Genomic DNA, 14,531 nt, shown 5'->3' with positions numbered 1-14,531 from the left:
GTCAGGCCCGGTGGACGGAGACGTACGTACCGCGCGCGACGGCGCCCTCGGGTCCCGCCGGGGTGAACTCGGCCGTGACGCCGCCGAGTTCGCCGTCCGCCGCGTCGCCCGGCCGCAGGACCCGGTGCACGCGCAGGGTGAGGGCCCCGGTGTCGCCCTCGGTCCGGACGCGGATCTCGGTGTACTCGGTCCCGTCGACGGCCTCCGCCGGCTCGACGGCCCGCAGGCCGGGGACCGCGGCGACCAGGACGGTCTCGTCGACGGCGTCGCTGACGGACTGCCGCTGCGGCACGGCCCGCCCGTCGAGCAGCGCCGCCAGCTCCCGCACGAGCACCGGGTCGTGGGCGCCGTCGTAGATCCACCGGGTGCCGAGCACCCCGTGCTCGGAGGTGCCGATGAGCGCGTGCTCCGCGCCGTCGAGCGGCTTGCCCCGGTACGTCATCGGCACGAGGTGCGCGACCGCCTCCGGCCCCTCGCCGTCGGCGACGACCATGAACTCGACGCCCACCTCGCCCTCGGGGTCGTCGAGCCGGAACCCGCCGGCCCTCACCGGCCGCGGCCCGGCCGCCCCGCCGGTGTACCAGGCCCGCGTCGGCAGCCAGTCGGCGATGAGCTCCAGCTTGGTCGGCGTCATCGTGGTGTGGTGGATCTGGGCCATGAGCAGGCCTCTTCCTCTCCTCGGGACGGGAGCCGCCAACGTAACAGAGCGGTCCGCCGGGCCAAGTCCGGTGCTTCCGAACCCCGTTGCCGGGCGACCGGCCGCCGTCCCGTGTGATGATCACAACGAGGTGGATCCGGAGGTGATCCACGGGGGAGAGAGACCATGGGATTCACGGACGCCAACGGCGTCGACCTGTCCGGCGTCACCGGCAGGCTCGTCCAGACGGTCGACCTGGTGCAGAACCCCGCCCCGCAGGCGATCGCCACGGACACCGTCAACGGACACGTCTTCGTGCTCCAGTTGGAGTCCTCGGCCACCGCGCCGGGCGACTCGGGCAACATGTACCTGAACCGCGTCCACCGCACGACGGGCGCCGTCACCGGCTCCATGCGCCTCAAGGGCTTCGGCCACGGAATCTCGATGGGCTGTCAGCCGGTGGGCGGTGAGAGCCACTTGTGGACCGAGTGCGGTCCGCTCCACGTCACCGGCAGCGGATCCGCCTTCGGGAAGAGCGTCACGCGCTTCGCCTTCGTCGACGGCGGCGAGCTCGACGCCACCACGATCCCGCAGGCCCGGAGGTTCACCCCGCCCGGGTCCACGGCGGGCACCGGCCCGTCGTTCGACCCCACCACCGGGCTGCTCACCGTGGTGTACCACAAGGACGGCAAGCGGCACTTCACCCGTTACGACGCCGACCTCGCCGCCGCTGGCACCTGGACGCCCGTCGGCACGACCTTCGTCATGCCCGCCGGCGAGGACGTCACCCCGGCCGTGCCGTCGCCGTACCCGCTGGAGCCGACCCTCACCTCGCAGGGCCACCAGACCCTGGGGGACGTGCTGTACGCGTACCACTGGGCGCCGTACGACGCGGAGACCCACCCGGACACGGTGCCGAGCGCGTTCCCCGGCATCGCCTTCATGACCTCGTACGACTGGACGACCGGGCAGCGCCTCGACCGCCAGGTCGTCACCGGCGCGGACGGGCTGGAGCGGCGCGAGCCGGAGGGCGTCGCCGTCGAGGTCGACCCCGCCACCCAGGAGACGCGGCTGCTCTTCGGGTTCAGCAACACCGTGCCCGGCACGACCGGTTCGCGGGACGTCACCGTCTGCTGGTACCCGACCCGGCCCGCCGTCGACGGCGTCAAGGTGCTCCAGGACTGGGAGGACCTCGCCCTCGCCGCCGGGATCACCGCCGGGGCCGAGCGTCCGCGCGGCCGGCTCGTCGCCCTCGCCGGCACGACCTACCTCCAGCTGCGCGGCACCCTCACCTGCTCCCTCACCGTGGACGGCCCGATCGCGACCCTGCCGCACCGGCTCCGCCCCACCCGGCAGACCCGGCAGAACGTGCCCCGGAACAACGACACCGGGCGGTGCGTCTGCCGCGTCGAGGCCGGCGTCCGCGGCGAACTGTGGGCCTACGGCGCCTACGCCGACAACCCGATCACCTGGATCGACCTGGACGGCGTCTCCGTCGCCTGGCGCTGACCGGCCGCGCCCCCACCCCCTCGTCCCACCTCACTCCGGAGGATCCCCTCATGTCCGAGCAGTCGTCCTCGCCGTCGACCAGCCGCCGCTCCCTGCTCACCGCCGCGCTCGCCGCGCCCGCCGCGGCCGTCGGCGTCCCGCTCGTCACGGCCGCCCCGGCCGCCGCGGCCCCGGTCGACGGGTGCCAGACCGTCGTCGACTGGACCGCCGTCACCCCCGCGGCCGGGATCACGCCCGACGCCGCCGCCCCGCTCCAGGCCCGGGTCATCCGCCTCGCCGGCACCGAGTTCCTCCAGCTCCGGGGCACCCTGACCTGCAGCCTCACCGCCGACGCCACGCTCGGCACGCTGCCGTCCACGATCGTCCCGCCCAAGCTGACCCGCGGCGTCGTGCCCCGCAACAACAACCAGGGCGTCAACGCGATCCGGGTGGAGGCCAACACCGCCCGCGCCCTCAAGGTGTACGGCCCGCAGTCGTCCCAACCCGTCACCTGGATCCAGCTCGACTCCTTCTCCTCCGTCCTGCGCTGACCCGAGGGGGCCCGGAGGAACGGCCCGGCGGCCGTGCCCCCCCCCCCCCCCCCCCCCCCCCCCCGCGCACGGCCGCCGGACCGGGTTCAGCGACGCACCTGCCGGTCCATGACCAGCCGTACGTTCCGCAGTCGGGCCTCCACGTTCGCGTGGGCGGCCCGGGGAGCGAGGCTCCTGCCGGCCGGCGCGGGCGGGACGTACGATGCCGCCGGCGGGGCGTGGGCGAGGTGCGGTGCGGGCAGCGTGCCGGGCGGTACCGGGGGCATGCCCGGCGGTACCGCAGCCATGCCCGGCGGCAGCACCACCCCGCCGGAACCCTCCCGCACGAGGACGTCCTCCAGCGCCTCGCCGAAGCCGAGGCCGACGGCGTACGCGTCGGCCCGGAACTCGGCCAGCCGGTGCAGCCAGCCGACGAGCACCGGTGCGACCGTGAACGGGATCAGCAGCCACCACATGCCCTGGAGGTAGGCGAGGACGAAGACCGGCCAGGCGATCATCAGGATGAGGCAGCCGCCGCAGGCGAAGCCCGCCTTGTTCCGCGCCCGGAAGAGGGACACGATCAGGCCCAGGATCAGCCGGCCCGCCACCCGGGCCGGCGTCGCGTACCAGTCGGCCAGCATCGCCGCCCAGGAGTGACCGCCCACGTGGTGGCCCAGCTCGTGCGCGAGCACCGCCGCGAGCCGGGTGTCGGGCAGCCGGTCCAACGCGTGCCGGGTGACGGCCACGATGTGCCCGGCGGCCGCCGTCGCGTTGAGCTCGGCCCGCTCCTGGATCCACAGCTCGTAGGTCTCCCTGTCGACCCCCGCGCGCCGGGTGACCTGCTCCCACACCACGTCCAGCCGCCGGGCCTCCTCCTCCGTCGGCCGCCGCATCCCGAACAGCCGCCGGGCGAGCGTCGCCTCGACCCCCCGGTGGAAGACGAGCGGCCCCGAGAGCAGCCACGCGACCGGCACGATCACCGCGAGGGCGACGTTGACCATGCCCGACAGCACCGTGACCAGAGCGAGGCTGAGCAGCCCGATCGGCAGGGTGAGCACCAGGTGCCACAGCGCGGCCCCGTCGACCCCGCGCTGCCGCGCCTTCACCATCCGCCGCCCGGTGTCGAGCGCGAGATCGTCCATGCGGACCGCTCCGTCCCCGCCGCCGTATCCGCCGGGCGGGACGGCGGGCGCCGTGGGGGCGGGCACGGGGGCGGGGGCGGGTGGATCGGGGTACGCCGGCGCCGGCACAGACGGCTCGGGGAGCGGCGCTACCGACACACCGAGGTCGTGCTCCGGTACGGGTCCCGGGTAGGGCGGGGCCGCTTCCCTCGGGTCGACCGGCGGAGCGGGCTCCGGGTAGGCCGGGGCCGCTTCACCCGGGTACGCCGGAGCGGCGAACTCCGTTGAAGACAGAGCCACCTCGCCGGGGTACGCCGGTACGTCCGGTCCCGGGTGCACCGCAAGCACCTCATCCGGGTACGACGGCGGAGCGGGCTCCGGGTAGGCCGGGGCCGCTTCACCCGGGTACGCCGGAGCAGCGAACTCCGGTGAAGAAAGCTCCGCTTCACCGGGGTACGTCGGTGCGGCGGACCCGGGGTAGGTCGGGGCCGCGACCCTCGGGTCGGCCTGCGGCGGCGGGCCCGGGTACGGCGGAGGGGTCTCGCCCGGGTACGGCGGTGGAGGCGTCTCCCCCGGGTACGGCGGGGGCAGGGGGGCGGGGTCGGACATGGCGGTGTCTCCAGGGGGCGGGCGGGGTGGGGTGGTCAGCCGACGAGGAGGGCGCCGGGGAGCAGGACCAGCGCCAGGGTGAAGCCGGCCATCCCGGCCCGCAGCCAGGCGTACTTGATCGACACGATCCGGCTGTTCTCGACGAGGGAGGAGAGGACCGCGGTGCCCGGTGACCGGTCGGTCTCCCGCAGGGCCTCCTCCAGGGCGGCCCGGCCGTGGCGCGCGGCGCCCCGGATGTCGGCGAAGTGGGTGAGCGGGGCGCCGGGGCGCCAGTCGACGGCCCGGTAGCGCGGGACGACGGCCATGAGCAGCGCGATCAGGGAGACGAGGAAGCAGGCGGCGCCGGCCCACCACATCACCTGGCCGAGGACCGCGAGCTGCGAGGGGTGCCAGCCGCGGACGGCGAGCACGCCCACGAGCGCGGCGGCGGCCATGCCCTGGGCGGCCACGAGCACCGAGCCCTTGGTGTCGGCGCGCGCGGCCTCCAGGCGCAGTTCGGCGAGGAGCCGTTCGGTCGTGCGCCCGCCCGGGACGGGTACCGGCGCGGCGGGCGGCGCCGTGCCCGGCTCCGGCGTGGGGGCGGGCACGGGGGCGGGGGCGGGGGTGCTCATCGGGGCGGCCGCTCGGGCGACGGGTACCCGAAGACGGGGGCGTCCACGGGCGGCGGCGGGACGGAGCCGGGCTCGCCGGGCGGCGGTGCCTGGGGCGGGATCGGGCCCGGGGCGGGCGGCGCGGGCGATCCGGGTTCCGGGGACGGGCCGAGGGCCTCCGGCGCCGTCCGGGGGCCGCCGGGCGGCAGCTGCTGCCCGCCGCCCTGGTACAGCTTGGCGCTGAGGACCTCCTTCATGACGTTGGCCGCGAGCCGCCGCGGCTCGTCCATCTGGTGCTCCTCCAGCCCGCCGGGTCCGCCGCCCAGCGCCTGGAGGGCGACCTTGAGCTGGTTGTCCATGAGGCGGAGCTGGTCCTCGCGCAGGTTCTCCATGATGAGGCGGGTGTCCTCGGGGTGCCGGGCGAGCTGGAAGGCCATGGCGGCGGGGCCGCCGCGCTCCAGGTAGTAGGTGTAGAAGTCGATCTTCTGCGCCTCGATCGCCTGGAGTTCGAGCTCCTGGTGGCCGCGGGCGAGCCGGCGCTCGTGGTCGAGGGCCTGGCGTTCGCGCTCGACCTCGTGCTGCTGCCGGCCCTGGGCGAGGGCGCGCTGCGCGGCGAGCTCGTCCTCGCGCATGAGCAGCGCGTGCTGGGGTTCGAGCTGCTGCCGGGCGAACTCGATCTCGCGCAGCCGGTGGGCCTGTTCGAGGGTGGCCTCGTCGCGCCGGATCTGGAGTCCGCAGTGGACGGCGAGCCCGGCCCCGGCGCCGATCGGGCCGGCGGCTTCGAGGGCCTTGCGGGCGTGGAGCTCGGCGGCGGCGCTGTCCTCCATGGCGTAGCCGCGCAGGACGGGGCGGACGATCTGCTCGACGGCGCGCCGGACGAGCGCCGGGACGTCGCGCTCGCCGCTGGCGACGAAGGCGGCGGGGTCGGTGACCTGCCAGGTGCAGTCGAGCGAGACCTCGAAGGTGAAGGCGTCGTTCTGGCTGACGAGCGCGAGGACGGCGGTGGCCTCGTGCCGGCCGGTGTCGACCTCGTACACGCTGGTCCAGCGGCGGGTGGCGAGTTCGGTGCGGCTCGGCCGGCTCGGCGGCGGGAAGGCTTCGAGGGCTCCCTGCGCGGTGGTGAAGACGAGCGCGTGGTCGATCCGGGTGGCCCGCAGCGGCTTGAAGCGGGAGAGCTCCTGGATCGTGATCACGGGGTCGACGAGGACGGTGTGGCGGTGGGCGTCCTGCTGCCACTGGGGCGGCTGGCTCATCATCGTGACGCTGCTCCTTGGAACGGTTCGTACGGCGGCGCCGGCCTCGGTGGAGGCCGGTCGCCCGGGTGGTCGCCCCGGTGCGTCACCGGGAGGGCGCGGGCCCCGGGGGGTCCGCGGGTCCGGAGGGGCCGGGTGCGCGTGCTCCGGCCAGCCGGTCGCGCAGCCGGAGGGCGACGGCCGGCGGTACGGGGCCGGTGGCGGGGTCCACCGGTTCGGCCCGCAGGTTCTCCAGGAGGTAGGCGAGCCGGCGGTGGTCCTCGACGGAGACGGCGAGGAGCGGCAGCAGTCCGGTGAGGGCGGCCTCGGCGCCCGGATCGGTGTCCGCGGCCCGCACCCAGCCGCGCAGGGCGTGCAGGCCGGAGGCCGAGGCGACGGGGTCGCCCAGGACGCTGCGCCAGAGCGCGGCGAGGGCCTGGCGCAGTGCGGCGCCGTCGGTGCCGGGGGTGGCCTCGGCCCGGCCGAAGAGGTCGAGCAGCAGCGGGCGGCCGGTGCCGTCGGGGCCGTCGGTGGGGCCGCAGGCGTGCACCGTGGCCCGCAGCACGAAGTCGCGGGTGGCCCCGCGGGCGAGTGCCGGCAGGTCGACCCACAGGTCGGCGGCGGCGCTCCAGTCGCCCCGTCCGGCGGCGTCCTGCCCGCCGGCGAGGAGGAGGGCGGCGGCGGACTGGGCGAGGTCCTCGCGTTCCTCCGTCCAGCCGCGCACCGGTCCGCCGCGCGCCTCCATGCCGCGGACGGCCTCGGTGAGGGCGCGCAGGGCCTCGTGGGGGAAGGCGTCGCCGACGAGGGCGTAGGCGCGGACGGCGGTCCAGCGCAGCCGGTGGTCGGGCGAGGTGCACCACTCGGCGAGGATGCGGGAGATGTGCGGGGCGCCCAGGTGGTGGGCGAGGGCGAGGGCGTTGGCGGCGGCGAGCCGGGCCCGCAGGCGGCGGTCGGCGGCCCAGCCCCGGACGAGGAGGGCCATCGCGGACGGCAGGTCCGCCTCGGTCATGACGGCGGCGGTGGCGGCGGCCCGGGTGCGGACGACGGGCCGCGGGTCGTCGGCGAGCCGGCGCAGCCAGGCGATCAGGGCGGGCCGGGCCGAGGGGTGGCCGGTCCAGACCTCGCGGAGCAGGGTGAGCGCGGTGAGCTTGTCCCGGAACTGGACCTTGGTCTGGAGCACGGGGCCCCACTCGGTCTGCTCCGGCTCCTGGTACCGCTCGGCGAGGGCCTTCTCGACGCGCTGGGCGCTGGAGGTGCCGAAGACGGGGATGCGGGCGGGTTCGCCGGGGTGCTCGATGCGCTGGAGGAGCTGGTAGAGCACGTCGCCGAGTTCGGCGGTGAGCGGATAGGGGGCCTCGTCGAAGGTGGCGAGGGCGATCAGGAACGCCTTGTCGTGGAGGGTGTGGTCGGCGCTGTCGAACCAGGCGCGGACCTGTCGTTCGGCGGCGACGTGGCCGAAGGCGCCGAGCGCGGCGAGGGTCACCGTCCCCCGGGCGTAGCCGGCGACGTGCTCGGCGAAGCGGGCGGTCTCGGCGACGGGCCGGTGGTGGGTGAGGACGGACCGGACCTCGGGGAGGCCGAGGAGTTCGGCCGCGTCCCGGCCGCCCAGGTCCGCGGTGCGCAGGTGTCCGGCGAGGAGGGCGTCGGGGGCGGGCGGCCGCCAGGGCACGTGGCCGGTGCCCGTCGGCACGGCCGGGTGGGGGCCGGTGACGAGGACGAGGTGGCCGTCGGTGGCGTGGAGCCGTTCGCTGAGGGCGCGGAGGTGGTGTTCGCGCAGGGGGCGTTCGGCGGTGGCGGTGAAGTCGGCGACGAGGTGGCCGCAGCCGTCGCGGAGTTCGCCCACGAGCCGGCCGGCGCCGAGGCCCGGGTCGAGGGCGCGGTAGGACCGGGAGCCGGCCTCGCGCAGCAGCATCAGGGCGGCGGCGCGGCGGCCGGTGGTGGCGGGTCCGGAGAGGACGGCGACGCGGTCCTTCCTGAGCGCGTCGAGGGCGCGGGCGAACGGTCCGTCCGGCTCGCCGTCGGCTTCGTCGGCGAGCGGCTGGACGAAGCGCAGGGCCAGCGCCTCGACCTCGGTGACGGGGATCGCTCCGGAGCGTTCCTCGGTGTCGCCGCCGAGGTGGTACTCGACCTTGCCGCCGAGGATGACGTCGCCGGTGACGTGGCCGCCGCTCACGCCGTGCTGGTCCCCCGCGACGAGGGAGCCGCCGACGCGCGCGGAGTGCCCGAGCATGAAGCCGGGGCTGTGCCGGTAGAGGTCGCGCCGGGAGTCCCAGGCGTGTTCGGTCTCGGTGTCGGCGTCGTCGTGCCCCTCGCCCGCGCCGGCGGGGGCGTTCTCGGCCGCCGGCGGGACGGGCGCGCCCGCGTACGCCGGGGCGGGCTCGTCGGGGGCGGGGGGCCGCTCCTGCGGGGTGCTCACGCCGGGCTCCCTTCCGCGCCGTCGGCGACGCGCCGGTCCGGCCGACCGCCGCCGCCGAGGATGACGTCGCCGGTGACGTGGCCGCCGCTCACGCCGTGCTGGTCCCCCGCGACGAGGGAGCCGTGGACGACCGGGGAGCCGTGGAAGTGGAAGACGGACGCGGGCGCCGGTGCGGGGGCGGGTGCCGGTGCGGGCGCGGGGGTGGGCGCCGGGGCCGCCTCGGGCGCGGGGGCCGGGGTGGCGTCCGCCGGGCCCGTGCCGGCTCCCCGGTGGATCCAGGCGGGCAGCACGCCGTCCTTGACGGTGACGTCGGCGCGCGCGAACAGCTCCGGCCGGACGCCCCGGTGGCCGTGCCGGACGATCCCCTCGTAGACGGGCGCGCTGACGGCGAGGACGGCGTGCTCGTCGGGGCGGGCGGCGAGCGCGGCGCGCAGCACGTCGGCGTCGAGCAGCCGGCACGCCTGGTTGAGGTCGTGGCCGACGATGCCCCCGGTGGTCCCGGCGTGCGGGTCGTGGGCGACCTCTCCGGCGGCGAGCACGGTCCGCAGCCGCATCTGGGCGCTCTGAGAGGCCAGCAGGTTGTGCTCGTGCAGCAGGTCGGGGGCGGTGGTGAGGAGGGAGCGCAGGAGGGCGGTCTTGGCGACGTCGCCGCTGAGGAGCACGATGAGGCCGTCGCCGCGGTCCTCGCGGTACTGCTGGCTGGGCTCGACGCCGGCGGCCTCCAGGGTCTGGTCCACGATCGCGTTCAGGCGGCGCCGCAGCACGGCCTGCACCACGTCGTCGCGGCGGCTGAACTTCTCGATGTCGAGGAGCAGGATGGTCCGGTTGACTGGCTCGCGCATGGCGCCTTCCACGGGTGACGGGGCCCTTCGGGGGCCGTGGGGACACCGCGACGATGTCAGTCGCGGGGAGGGGGGTGCGACGGCGCCGGGCACACGGCGCGTGTGACCGTGTGCACAGAACGGCGCCCCCGGAAGAGGGGCGCGGGGCGTCCGCCGGCTGGTTCAGGTGGTGCCGGAGCGCGCTATCTGCCGCAGGACGTCGGGGCGCACGACGACGAGGCCGCGCCGTCCGGTCCGTACGATGCCGCGTTCGCGCAGCTGCTTCAGCAGGCGGGCGACGGCCTCGCGGGAGGCGCCGACGGAGCCGGCGAGTTCGCTCTGGGAGAGTCCGGCCGTGAGCTGGACGCCGTCGGGGGACTCCTCGCCGTGGGTGCGGATGAGTTCGAGGAGCAGCAGCGCGAGGCGTTCCTGCACGTTGAGGGAGGCGTACTGCACGCGGCGCCGGTCGCTGTCGCGCGTGCGGTCGGCGGTGAGGGCGAGCAACTTGCGGGCGATGCCCGGGCGTCGGTCGAGCAGCTCGCCGAAGACGACGGCGTCGAAGGCGAGGGCCTCGACCCGTTCGAGGGCGGTGACGGTGGCGCCGCGGGGCCGTCCGCTGAGGAGGGCCTGTTCGCCCACGATGTCGCCGGGGCCGCGGAGGGCGAGGAGCGCCTCGTAGCCGTTGGGGGCGGCGGACGTCACCTTGGCCCAGCCGGAGAGGAGGACGAGGACGTGCGTGGAGGGTTCGTGCTCGCGTAACAGGACGTGGCGCGCGGGGAAGGCGAGGGGGCTGCCGCTGCGTAAGAGCGTCTGCCGGTCGTCGGACTCCAGCCGGGCCACGAAGGGCACCTGGTCCTCGAACTGCGTCACCTGTTCCTCCCCGCCCGCCACTTCGGGCGGCGCCCGCGCCCGCGATCAGCCGGGAGGTTAGCGCATCGGGGCGGTGGGCCACTCCGCGGAGCCGTCGAGGACGGCCGGGGTCGGTCCGTCGGGGCGGACGGTGAGGCCGTACGCGGTGCGCTCCGGACGGGACCGGAAGCGGGGTACGGGGCCCGGCAGCAGCTGTTCGAGGAGGGCGGTGGTCTCGCGGAGGGCGAACTGGAGGCCCAGGCAGGCGCGGGGCCCGATCCCGAAGGGCAGGTAGGCGCCGGGGTGGCCGGGCCGGCGGCCGGGGGTGGTGAAGCGGGCGGGGTCGAAGTGCGCGGGTTCGGGCCAGAGTCCGGGGTCGCGGTGGGTGAGGTAGGGGCAGACGAGGAGATCGGTCCCGGCGGGGATCGGGTGGCCTGCGAGGGTGTCGGCCGCGGCGGCGTGGCGGGGCAGGATCCAGGCCGAGGGGTAGAGGCGGAGCGTCTCGTGGACGAGCGCCTGGACGGCCTGCTGTCGCTCGGCCGAGCCCTCGGGCCCGGCGGCGAGGGCGTGTTCACGGGCCTCGGGGTGACGGTCGAGCAGCAGGTACAGCCAGGTGAGGGTGGTGGCGGTGGTCTCGTGACCGGCCACGAGGAGGGTGACGAGTTCGTCGCGGATGAGCCGGTCGGTGTAGGCGGGGCGGGAGGCGGAGGCCTCGACGAGCACGTGCAGCAGGCCGGGGCCGTCGGGTCCGGCGCCGCCGTCCCGGGCGGTGCGGACGGCCCGTTCGGCCACGGCGTCGATCCGCGCGATGTCGGCGGCGACGGCCTCCTGCGCGGCGACCTGGTCGGCGGGCAGGCTCGGGAGGGCGGCCACGACCCCGGCGACGGAGGCGAGTTCGCGTTCGGTGCCGGGGTCGAGCGGGTGTCCGGTGAGGGCGCGCCAGATGGTGTCGAGGGCGAAGCGGCGCATCTCCTCGCCGAGGTCGAAGACCTCACCGGTGCGGGCGTACGCCTGCCAGCGGGCGCCCGTCACCCGTGCGGCGGCGGCGATCCGCCCCTCGTACCGGCGCATGCCGCGTCCGGTGAACTGGGACTGGAGCAGGCGGCGTTGGTTCTGCCAGGCCTCGCCGGTGGCGGAGAGGACGCCGTCGCCGACGAGGACGCGGGCGCGGTGGGAGCGCTTGACGTACCGGTCGGGGTGGTGGGCGAGGACGTGCCGGACGGCGTCGGGTTCGGTGACGAGCACGGTGGGCGCGGCGCTGGGGGCGGGGCGGAACGCGCCGATGCCGCCGAGCCGTTCGCGTACGAGGGTGAGGAGGGCCACCAGTTCGCCGCCGTCCTGGTGCCATCGTCCGACGAGGGCGGCGTCGAGTTCGGGGACCGGCCGGCCTGCCGGTCCGGTGGCCTCGCGGGCGCCGGGGGGTGCGGGGATGGCCACGGTGCGGCTCCTGTTCGGCGTCCGCACGCCCTCGCGTGCGGGGTGGCGCGGTCCCTCGCACTGTAGGGGCGCGGGCGGGGGCGAGGACAGCGCGCCACCGGCCGGGGGTACGGCTCGTGGCGTGAAGTCGCCACTGTTCGGGCCGTGTTCGGGAGGCGGCGGACGGCGAGTGGATCGGTCGCTTCCATTGACGCCGCTGCAACGGTAAGGAAGGTTTCCTGTCAACCATCGCCGACCGGCCGGCCGCCCCCGGCAGGAGGAGACGATCCATCATGCGCAGAGCGATACCGGCCGCGGTCGCGACGGCCGTCGCCGGCCTGCTCGCCGCGGGGTTCCTGAGCCCGTCGGCCCGGGCCGCCGCCGCCCCCGCCCTCACCGCCTCGGTCGTCCAGGCAAGTGTCTGGAGCACCGGTTACGGCGCCGACGTGACCGTACGGAACGACGGGGACGCCCCCGCGAGCGGCTGGACGGTCGAGTTCGACCTGCCGGAGGGCACCTCGGTCAGCAGCCACTGGTCGGCGACGAAGACCCAGAGCGGCCGCCACTACACCTTCACGAACGTCACCTGGAACGGCTCGGTCGCGCCGGGCGGGACGCAGGGCTTCGGCTTCAACGCGAGCGGTCTCGGCCTCCCCCTCAACTGCACGGTCAACGGCGCCCCGTGCGCCGGCGGCACCCCCACACCGACCCCGACGCCGACACCCACGCCGACCCCGACACCCACCCCCACGCCCACACCCACGCCCTCCGCCCCTTCCCCGACGACCCCGCCCGCCGGCCCCGTCGTCGACGTCGCCACCGCGGCGCAGCTCCGGGCCGCGCTGGACGCGGCGGCGCCCGGGCAGACGATCCGGCTGGCCCCCGGCGAGTACCGGGGCTCGTTCGTCGCGCAGCGCGCCGGCGCGGCCGACCGGCCGATCACGCTGACCGGCCCCCGCACGGCGGTGCTCGTCAACGACGGGCCGTCCGGCAGCGGCCCGTCCTGCCCCGTCCCCACGGCGGGCTGGGACCCGGGCTACGGCCTGTGGCTGTACCGGGCGCCGTACTGGAACCTGGAGGGCTTCACCGTCCGGGACTCCAAGAAGGGCGTGGTCGTCGACGCCTCCCCGCACGTGACGGCGGACGGACTGTACGTGCACCACGTCGAGGAGGAGGGCGTGCACTTCCGCCGCTCCTCGGCGGACGGGGTGCTCCGGAACGCGATCGTCGAGGAGACGGGTCTCGTCCAGCCCGGCTACGGCGAGGGCGTGTACATCGGCTCGGCGGGCTCCAACTGGGGCTGCCACGGCAACGAGGGCGGCGCCGACCGCTCCGACCGGGTGCTCGTGGAGAACAACCGGATCGGTCCGAACGTCGCCGCCGAGGCGATCGACGTCAAGGAGGGCACCTTCGGCGGGATCATCCGCGGCAACACCTTCGACGGACGCGGGATCACCGGGCAGAACTCGGCGGACTCCTGGATCGACGTCAAGGGCGTGGACTACCTGATCGAGGGCAACACCGGCACCTTCGCCGCGCCGGGCACCTTCGCCAACGGGTACGAGACGCACAACCCCGCCACCACCCCGGCGTTCCCGAACGGCTGCGGCAACGTGTGGCGCGCCAACTCCTCCGACCTCGGCGGGGTGGGCGCGTACGCCGTCCGGATCACGTCGACGTCGAAGTGCCCGGGGCGGCTCAACGTGGTGCACGCCTCCAACACGGTGAAGGGCGCCACGAGCGGTCTGACCAACATCGCGGTCACCCCGTGAGGTCGTCCTCCCCGTAGGGCGTGAACCAGTGGCCGTCGAAGTATCGGGCCAGGGAGTAGGGGTGGTGCCGGTCGGTCAGGACCTGGTGGAGGAACTCGGTGACGGTCCCGTCGAACCGGGCCCAGGAGTCGAAGTCGTCCGAGCAGGCGATGACCGGCCACCGCTCGGGGTCGTCGCCCTCGGTGAGCCAGTAGAAGGTGTCGGCCTGCTCCGTGTCGCCCCACTGCAGGAGGCCGCCGGGCGCCGGGTACACGCCGTACGGCTCCCACAGCCGGGAGCCGCTCGTCCGCGCCCACTCGGCCGACCGGAGCGCGTTCCCGACGAGGTCGGAGCCGCGCGCGTCCGAACCGGGGACGTACAGCCTGAGGTGGTCGTCGAAGGCGCCCTCGCCGAAGACCTCGGCGAGCTGCCTGTAGTCGACGGGGAGCGCCGTGCCGAGCCGCGCCTCGACGTCCGCCCAGTCCACCGGGTGACGGGGCGCGGAGAGGTCCCGTCCGGTGGCCGCGACGACGCCGCCCAGCCAGGTGGTCCCCTCGGGGAGTCCGTCCGCCGGGCCGCGGCCCTCCGCGACCAGGAGCACGGGCAGCGGGCCGTACGGGCGGCGGATCGCGCCGAGGCCGATCCACCGGCCGCCGTGGAACCAGCCGCGCATCGCGACCAGCCGGTCCCCGAAGGGGGTGAGCAGCGGCAGACCGGTGTCGACGGTCGCGGTCGGGTCGGCGTCTCCGTCCCGGGCCAGGCTCCGCGCCCGCCCGTACCGCTCGACGAGGGCCCTCCGGAATTCGTCGAGCGCGACCTCCCCGATCGGCGCCGGCAGGCAGACGTGGCCGTCGGGATGGCCCGGCTCGCCGCAGCGGAGCTCGCCGGTGTCGGCCTAGGCCAGGCGGTGTACGAAGGCGAGGAGTTCGGCCGGTTCCTCGTCGTGCGCGTTCGGTCGGTCCATGCCGGGCATGGAACCAGACGGCACCGACAGCACCGCCGCCCGGGCGTCCGGCGCCGGACGCCCGCCGCCCGCCCCCGGGGAGGCCGTACGTCGCGGACAGACGGGTG

At 75.8% G+C, this 14,531-nt stretch carries 12 protein-coding genes; 3 read left to right on the top strand and 9 right to left on the bottom strand.

Going from position 1 to position 14,531, the window contains the following annotated elements; all coding sequences use genetic code 11:
- Nucleotide 1: 1 nt before the first annotated feature.
- The gene (locus IE321_RS14030) at nt 2–658 is read right to left on the bottom strand and encodes a maltokinase N-terminal cap-like domain-containing protein (RefSeq protein WP_190223110.1); all 657 of its coding nucleotides are present in this window, start codon (nt 656–658) and stop codon (nt 2–4) included.
- Between the two features lie 165 nt (nt 659–823).
- Here IE321_RS14030 and IE321_RS14025 point away from each other — a divergent pair, with 165 nt between their 5' ends.
- Both IE321_RS14025 and IE321_RS14020 read left to right on the top strand, forming a co-directional pair.
- Nucleotides 824–2,146, top strand: a complete 1,323-nt coding sequence (locus IE321_RS14025) for a hypothetical protein (RefSeq protein WP_190223109.1) — start codon at nt 824–826, stop codon at nt 2,144–2,146.
- Between the two features lie 50 nt (nt 2,147–2,196).
- Nucleotides 2,197–2,676: a hypothetical protein gene (locus IE321_RS14020; RefSeq protein ID WP_190223108.1), complete on the top strand. Its 480-nt coding sequence runs from the start codon at nt 2,197–2,199 to the stop codon at nt 2,674–2,676.
- 86 nt (nt 2,677–2,762) lie between these two features.
- Here the strand turns inward: IE321_RS14020 and IE321_RS14015 are convergent, their stop codons facing one another.
- The 7 genes from IE321_RS14015 to IE321_RS13985 all read right to left on the bottom strand — a co-directional run bounded on the left by IE321_RS14015 (nt 2,763) and on the right by IE321_RS13985 (nt 11,730).
- Entirely contained in the window at nt 2,763–3,797 is a 1,035-nt protein-coding gene (locus IE321_RS14015; RefSeq protein ID WP_190223107.1) for a M48 family metalloprotease, read from the bottom strand.
- A gap of 623 nt (nt 3,798–4,420) precedes the next feature.
- Nucleotides 4,421–4,996, bottom strand: a complete 576-nt coding sequence (locus IE321_RS14010; RefSeq protein WP_190223106.1) for a Pycsar system effector family protein — start codon at nt 4,994–4,996, stop codon at nt 4,421–4,423.
- A complete protein-coding gene (locus tag IE321_RS42830; protein WP_190223105.1) occupies nt 4,993–6,231 on the bottom strand; it encodes a PE-PGRS family protein in 1,239 nt (412 codons plus the stop codon). Before IE321_RS42830 ends, IE321_RS14010 begins: the two co-directional genes overlap by 4 nt.
- Before the next feature lie 82 nt (nt 6,232–6,313).
- On the bottom strand, nt 6,314–8,623 hold the full coding sequence (locus tag IE321_RS14000; RefSeq protein WP_190223104.1) for a hypothetical protein: 2,310 nt from the start codon (nt 8,621–8,623) through the stop codon (nt 6,314–6,316).
- Nucleotides 8,620–9,465, bottom strand: a complete 846-nt coding sequence (locus IE321_RS13995) for a hypothetical protein (RefSeq protein WP_190223103.1) — start codon at nt 9,463–9,465, stop codon at nt 8,620–8,622. Before IE321_RS13995 ends, IE321_RS14000 begins: the two co-directional genes overlap by 4 nt.
- Before the next feature lie 162 nt (nt 9,466–9,627).
- On the bottom strand, nt 9,628–10,314 hold the full coding sequence (locus tag IE321_RS13990) for a Crp/Fnr family transcriptional regulator (RefSeq protein WP_200426623.1): 687 nt from the start codon (nt 10,312–10,314) through the stop codon (nt 9,628–9,630).
- A 57-nt stretch (nt 10,315–10,371) separates the two neighbouring features.
- Nucleotides 10,372–11,730, bottom strand: a complete 1,359-nt coding sequence (locus IE321_RS13985; RefSeq protein ID WP_190223101.1) for a cytochrome P450 — start codon at nt 11,728–11,730, stop codon at nt 10,372–10,374.
- Nucleotides 11,731–12,002: 272 nt separating this feature from the next.
- On the opposite strand from IE321_RS13985, the gene IE321_RS13980 reads away from it, so the two are divergent.
- Nucleotides 12,003–13,481 carry a cellulose binding domain-containing protein gene (locus tag IE321_RS13980; RefSeq protein WP_190223100.1) on the top strand — a complete coding sequence of 493 codons (1,479 nt, stop codon included), beginning with the start codon at nt 12,003–12,005 and terminating at the stop codon, nt 13,479–13,481.
- Here the strand turns inward: IE321_RS13980 and IE321_RS13975 are convergent.
- Entirely contained in the window at nt 13,471–14,133 is a 663-nt protein-coding gene (locus tag IE321_RS13975) for an SMI1/KNR4 family protein (protein ID WP_190223099.1), read from the bottom strand. The genes IE321_RS13980 and IE321_RS13975 overlap by 11 nt on opposite strands.
- Between the last annotated feature and the right edge of the window lie 398 nt (nt 14,134–14,531).

It is taken from the genome of Streptomyces hydrogenans (genome assembly GCF_014656075.1).
Classification (GTDB): Bacteria; Actinomycetota; Actinomycetes; order Streptomycetales; family Streptomycetaceae; genus Streptomyces; species Streptomyces hydrogenans.
This window is presented reverse-complemented; position numbering and strand designations above follow the sequence as displayed.

What these genes read in the sequence shown, in the direction of transcription:
- IE321_RS14030 (WP_190223110.1), bottom strand. Translation starts at nt 658, where the DNA reads ATGGCCCAGATCCACCACACCACGATGACGCCGACCAAGCTGGAGCTC.
- IE321_RS14025 (WP_190223109.1), top strand. Translation starts at nt 824, where the DNA reads ATGGGATTCACGGACGCCAACGGCGTCGACCTGTCCGGCGTCACCGGC.
- IE321_RS14020 (WP_190223108.1), top strand. Translation starts at nt 2,197, where the DNA reads ATGTCCGAGCAGTCGTCCTCGCCGTCGACCAGCCGCCGCTCCCTGCTC.
- IE321_RS14015 (WP_190223107.1), bottom strand. Translation starts at nt 3,797, where the DNA reads ATGGACGATCTCGCGCTCGACACCGGGCGGCGGATGGTGAAGGCGCGG.
- IE321_RS14010 (WP_190223106.1), bottom strand. Translation starts at nt 4,996, where the DNA reads ATGAGCACCCCCGCCCCCGCCCCCGTGCCCGCCCCCACGCCGGAGCCG.
- IE321_RS42830 (WP_190223105.1), bottom strand. Translation starts at nt 6,231, where the DNA reads ATGATGAGCCAGCCGCCCCAGTGGCAGCAGGACGCCCACCGCCACACC.
- IE321_RS13995 (WP_190223103.1), bottom strand. Translation starts at nt 9,465, where the DNA reads ATGCGCGAGCCAGTCAACCGGACCATCCTGCTCCTCGACATCGAGAAG.
- IE321_RS13980 (WP_190223100.1), top strand. Translation starts at nt 12,003, where the DNA reads ATGCGCAGAGCGATACCGGCCGCGGTCGCGACGGCCGTCGCCGGCCTG.
- IE321_RS13975 (WP_190223099.1), bottom strand. Translation starts at nt 14,133, where the DNA reads ATGCGCGGCTGGTTCCACGGCGGCCGGTGGATCGGCCTCGGCGCGATC.